At 58.6% G+C, this 5,334-nt stretch carries 5 protein-coding genes; 2 read left to right on the top strand and 3 right to left on the bottom strand.

The window, feature by feature from the left end; genetic code table 11:
- On the bottom strand, positions 1-145 hold a 145-nt coding region (locus tag WA354_RS12010; protein ID WP_472813251.1), incomplete at its 3' end, for an amino acid kinase family protein.
- A 288-nt stretch (positions 146-433) separates the two neighbouring features.
- Positions 434-1,522, bottom strand: a complete 1,089-nt coding sequence (gene asd, locus WA354_RS12005; protein WP_472813250.1) for an aspartate-semialdehyde dehydrogenase — start codon at positions 1,520-1,522, stop codon at positions 434-436.
- Positions 1,523-1,790: 268 nt separating this feature from the next.
- Between asd and WA354_RS12000 the strand changes: the two genes are divergently transcribed.
- Positions 1,791-2,855: a DUF481 domain-containing protein gene (locus tag WA354_RS12000; RefSeq protein WP_472813249.1), complete on the top strand. Its 1,065-nt coding sequence runs from the start codon at positions 1,791-1,793 to the stop codon at positions 2,853-2,855.
- Between the two features lie 401 nt (positions 2,856-3,256).
- Complete coding sequence (locus tag WA354_RS11995) at positions 3,257-4,780, top strand: B12-binding domain-containing radical SAM protein (protein ID WP_472813248.1); 1,524 nt, start codon at positions 3,257-3,259, stop codon at positions 4,778-4,780.
- A 17-nt stretch (positions 4,781-4,797) separates the two neighbouring features.
- Here the strand turns inward: WA354_RS11995 and WA354_RS11990 are convergent, their stop codons facing one another.
- Positions 4,798-5,001, bottom strand: coding sequence for an ATP-binding protein (locus WA354_RS11990; protein ID WP_472813247.1), 204 nt, complete (start codon positions 4,999-5,001; stop codon positions 4,798-4,800).
- Between the last annotated feature and the right edge of the window lie 333 nt (positions 5,002-5,334).

The following is a 5,334-nucleotide window of genomic DNA, read 5'->3' as shown; positions in this document are numbered from 1 at the left end:
GGTCAGTGACCTTGGCCATGGCGCTGACGACAACCACGGTCTGTTTGCCGGCGGCTACACGGCCCGCGACGATGGCGGCGGTGCGGTTGATGGCGGTCGGGTCTTCCACCGAGGTGCCGCCGAATTTCATCACGACCAGGCTCATGCGTTGTTTGTTCCGACCTCAGGGGCTGAAGCCCCACTTTCTTCTGGAGGCTTGATGTACGGGCTGAAGCCCGTACCCTCCGATGATTCTGACTCAGGGGCTAAAAAGCCCCACCTTCTTACCCGGGTATTTCGGCATGACTGAAGTCATGCCCTGATACAAGCAGATTTCTTTGCACCGCTTCTCTTTTACGAGTCATGCCCTGATACAAGTGGAGCTTCTTGGACCGCTTCTTCTTTTTTCCAGTCATGCCCTGATGCAAGCAGATATCTTTGCACCGCTTCTCTTTTACGCGCGGGTGGCGGTTTCGGCCACGGGTTCCAACTTGCCCAGGCTGGCCAGCAGTTCGGCGTTGAGGATGGCGGCGCCTGCGGCTCCGCGAATGGTGTTGTGGGAAAGCACAGTGAACTTCCAATCGAGCAGGCTACAGGGGCGAAGTCGACCAACCGTGACGGCCATACCGCGTCCGCGATTGCGGTCGAGGCGGGGCTGCGGGCGGTCCGGTTGCGGGGCAAACTCGATCGGCTGCTCGGGTGCCATAGGGAGATGCTGCAGCTTGAGCGGCATGAAGTCAGACCAGGCGGCGAGTATGTCTTCGTGGGTCACAGGGCGGCCGAGTTTGTTACCGAGCTTGATGGAGACGCTTTCGGTGTGGCCATCTTCAACGGCGACACGGTTGCAGTGGGCACTAATTCTGGCTGCAAGCGGGGTGACGTGATTGCCGTCGAGATGGCCGAGAAGCTTCAGGGTCTCGGCTTCCATCTTTTCTTCTTCGCTGCCGATGTAGGGGATGACGTTGCCGAGGATGTCCATGGAGGGCACGCCGGGATAGCCCGCGCCAGAGACGGCCTGCATGGTGGTGACGAAGATCTGGTCGATGCCGAAGCGTTCCTCGAGTGGCTTGAGAGCGAGGACGAGGCCGATGGTGGAGCAGTTGGGATTGGTGACCATGTAGCCGCCGGATTCGCGGCGCGAGGGCTGCTCTTCGATCAGGTGGAGGTGGTCGGCGTTGATCTCGGGAATGACGAGCGGCACGTTTGGCGCCATGCGGTAGGCGCTGGAGTTGGAGACGACCGCACAGCCGGCATTGGCGAATTTCGGCTCCATTTCGCGGGCAATGGCGGCGTCGACGGCGGCGAAGATAATTTTCGGTGCGCCTTCGGGCTCGGCAGGAGCAACCGTCATGCGCGCGATGCGCTCGGGGAGGGGGGTGTCGAGACGCCACTTGGCGGCTTCACCATAAAGCTTGCCGCTGGAGCGGTCGCTGGCGGCGAGCCAGGTGATCTCAAACCATGGGTGGTTTTCGAGCAGCTGAATGAAGCGCTGGCCGACCATTCCGGTCGCGCCGAGGATGCCGATTGGGTATTTGCTTTGCATGGCGAGTGAACACTCCAGTGTACAGGAAACCTGTGTAAGCCCAATACTGGGATACATGCCAGTGGACAGCCCGGAGTCATTCCCGCATTCTCGGGCTGACGGATGCCGCATCCGACGCGGACTGACCGCGAATGATCAGTTCGCCATCCTATCGGCGGAACGGTCCCGGCGACTCCCAGCTGAGCGGCACATTCACGGTGCGCCGCATCGTTCCATCCAGTTCAGTCTTTTCAACCGGTCCATGCAACCTGGCATCAAGAGGTCCATTATGAACATCCGAGCCTTGACCATCTCATCTGCTCTCCCTTTCCTATTTGCTTTACCGCTGTTCGCGCGCAACAAGACCGATGTGCTGATCATGAAAAACGGAGACCGCATGACCTGCGAGGTGAAGGGGCTCAGCGGGGGAGTGCTTTATGTCAGCTTCGACTACATCGACGGAACAGCATCCGTTGATTGGTCAAAAGTGGGCCGCCTCGAGAGCACCCAGCTGTTCGTTGTCAAGACTGAGAGTGGGATTGTGTATACGGGAACACTCAAAACTCCGGAAAGACCCGAAGATCAGCCCGTAAAGATTGAGGTAGTTGAAAACGCGGAGAACAGGCCTGAGGTGATCGAACGTTCGCAGATCGTTGACATGGTGGCAACATCCGACCGGTTCTGGGAACGATTCAGCGGTGACATCACCTTCGGGACAATCTATTCCAAAGGAAACTCATCAACGCAGTTCAACCTGAGTTCGAATGAGGAGTATGTGCGCGAGCGCTGGAACGCGTCGGCCGGCTTTTCTTCGAGTCTTTCGTCCAGCGCCGGCGCCAGTGCTTCCGCACGAAACTCACTGACGCTTGTGGGTCAACATCTGCTTCCGCCAAAGAACTGGTTCTATGAGGGTGTAGGCAGTGCTTTACAGAGTTCGGAACAGCAGATTCGGAACCAGATCACGTTGGGCGGCGGCGTCGGCCGCTATCTGAAGAACACAAATAATGCGTCGATTGCCGTGCTGGGTGGATTGGGGTGGCAGGGCACCAACTATGAAAACTCCGAGCCGCAGGTCAGCAAACAGAATCTTGCTACCGCGCTGATCTTTGCGAATGCGAGATTCTTCCGATTCAGCAAAACCAGCCTCAATATAGACGGCGCACTGCTACCGGCTGTCTCCCAGCCTGGCCGGCTCAAATTTCAAATTAACGCATCCTACTACGTGAAGATCATCGGCGATCTCAAGTTCAATGTTTCTTTCTACGGCAACTGGGACAACGAGCCGCCGCCGAACCTGCCGGGCAGCGACTACGGAACGAGTTCAGGGCTGACCTGGACCTGGGGGCTGAAGTAACTGCGACACCCCCCAAAAGCATGTTTTTCGTGTACAGGAGAAGTGGGGTCGGCAAAATAGTTTGCATTTGGGAAGGGTTACGCAAACGACTTTCGATTGAGTCACTTGGGGTCGCAATTCAGGCATCCGCTGGCGACTTTGGCGGTCGATTCACGGGGAGGGCGATTGATGGGGTTTCGTGGGAGTGCGTGGGTTGTGTATGATAGGCGACACAGCAGGCCACAGACGCTTAGTTCCCTGCCAGGGTGCAGTTCCGCGTATCGGCGTGAGCCTTGCTCATCGCCCGATTCCCACCGCGACGGACATGCACACCGAAAGGCGGGGGTCCTACGAGCGTTCATCTGGTCAATCCCAGCGACAATTCCTTTGGCACGGCTGTCATCACACCGCGATGGCTGTTTGTGCTTGCTGCGGCAACACCCGCATCGGCCGGTACCCCGATCCTGGTAGATGAATCACTCGAGCAGATTGTGCCTGAGAGTATTCAACCCGGAGATATTGTCGGCATCAGTGTGCACACGGGTAATGCTCTGCGCGGCTACCAGGTTGGGCGCCTGGCGCGAGCGCGTGGCGCATGGGTGGTGTACGGCGGCATCCACGCTACGCTCTTTCCAGAGGAAGCACTGGACCGCGGCGAAGCGCATGCCGTGGTGAAGGGCGATGGCGATATTGCCTGGGGCACGGCGGTGGCGGATTGCATGGCCGGAACACCTGAGCGCGTCTATGAAGGTGGCCGGATAGAAGGCACGCAGTTCCTCGCCGCGCGTTGGGACCTGATGCGGCCTGACAAATACATGTGGGCCTCGGTGCAAACCATTCGTGGATGCCCCAAGCACTGTTCGTTCTGCAGCGTTTGGCGCACCGATGGACAGAAGCCGCGACAGCGTTCGTTTCAAAGAGTGGTTGATGAGATCGTAAGCCTTCGTCGGCTTGGCTTCCGGTTTATCGCGCTGGCCGACGACAACTTCTATCCCGTTACACTGACCGATTTGCGACTGGCGCGGGAGCAGAAGAACTTTGCCAAAGTTGAAGAGCTCACGACGATTCGCAATGAACGCTTTCAGTTAATGGAAGAGCTCGCCAAGCTGCCCAAGGATATGGTGTTCTTCACCCAGATCACGATGGAGGCGGGCGAAGACGGCGAGTACCTCGACGCCATGCGCAAAGCCAATATCAAAGGGGCACTGGTGGGTGTGGAGGCGGTGACGCCTGAGGGCCTCAAGGCAGTCTTCAAGGATTGGAACTACTCCGGCGAGGCGCTGGCAAAGCAGTTGCAGACGTTCAAGAAGCATGGGGTTCACGTGCTTGGTTCATTCATCTTCGGATTGCCGACGGACAAGCCTGCGACCTTTGACGCGACGGTGGAGATGGCGCTGAAAGCGGGCGTGACGTTTGCGCAGTTCGTGATGATGACGCCGTTCCCGGGCACAGTCGATTTCGGGCGGTGGGAGAAGGAGCAGTCCGCGCATCCCACGCTGGTGGGCGATATACCCCTGACTCGTTATTGGCTGATCCCGACCGAGGTTCGCCCCAAGATGTTTACACCGCATCCGTCGATGAGCTCCGATGAGATTCGCGAGCGTACGCAGCGTGTGTGGGACAGGTTCTACACCTGGAGCGCCATCTGGCAGCGGTCGGCGTGCACGCCGACTCTGCGCGCACGCCTCGGGTTCATTTTCCTCTCCAAACTTTACCGGCAGATGTATGCGGGCACGGGAATTTCGACGGACAGCGCGCGCAGAAAGAAGTCGAAGAACTGGGCGCGCTGGACTGCGCGGCAGTGCAAGAAGCTGTTCCAAGCCAAGCCGATGCCGGAATTGCAGTCGCCGGCGTGGCAAGGCGCAGCCGCTACTGCAGGTGCTTTTTCCCTAATCGATTTTCCACGTTCGGCTCCGGCATTTATAGTTCTGCCCGAAGAAGAATAGACGCGAGAACCGCGCAGTCAATTGCGGGCGGTGGCGTTAAATGGCAGGAAGAAGGCAAATACCGTGCCTGAACGTTCTGCCGCAGAACGCGATCGAACCGTGAGCAGGCCGTGATGGCGGTCTACGATTCCGCGGCTGATCCAGAGTCCGATTCCATTTCCTTTGTGACTCTTGGTGGTGAAGAACGGCTCGAAGATCCTGGTCAGGGTCTGCTGGGACATGCCGCAACCGGTGTCGGCGACAGTTAAGACGATTCCTTTTCTTTCGGTCTTCCACTCCGTAGCTTCCCGGCTGCGGATCAGGAGGCGGCACCCCTGGAGGCCATCGCGTCGATGGCATTGCCAGTGAGGTTGCTGAGGACCTGCAGACCCGCGAACGAAACCTGCCCGATGGAAATTGTGCGGGCCATCAGGCGGGGCGTTTTGGATTAGATGCAAGATCGCCAACGACCGTGGTCCACTCGCGGACGTGCCAGCGCCTGACGATGCCGCTGGCGACATAGGGATCGGCCTTGGCGAATTTCTCCGCCACTTCGGGCGAGTCGCCCTTGAACA

It is taken from the genome of Occallatibacter sp. (assembly GCF_049802275.1).
Classification (GTDB): Bacteria; Acidobacteriota; Terriglobia; order Terriglobales; family Acidobacteriaceae; genus Telmatobacter.
This window is presented reverse-complemented; position numbering and strand designations above follow the sequence as displayed.

Bases quoted from the DNA above. Each gene is read 5' to 3' on its own strand.
- asd (WP_472813250.1), bottom strand. From the start codon at position 1,522: ATGCAAAGCAAATACCCAATCGGCATCCTCGGCGCGACCGGAATGGTC.
- WA354_RS12000 (WP_472813249.1), top strand. From the start codon at position 1,791: ATGAACATCCGAGCCTTGACCATCTCATCTGCTCTCCCTTTCCTATTT.
- WA354_RS11990 (WP_472813247.1), bottom strand. From the start codon at position 5,001: ATGTCCCAGCAGACCCTGACCAGGATCTTCGAGCCGTTCTTCACCACC.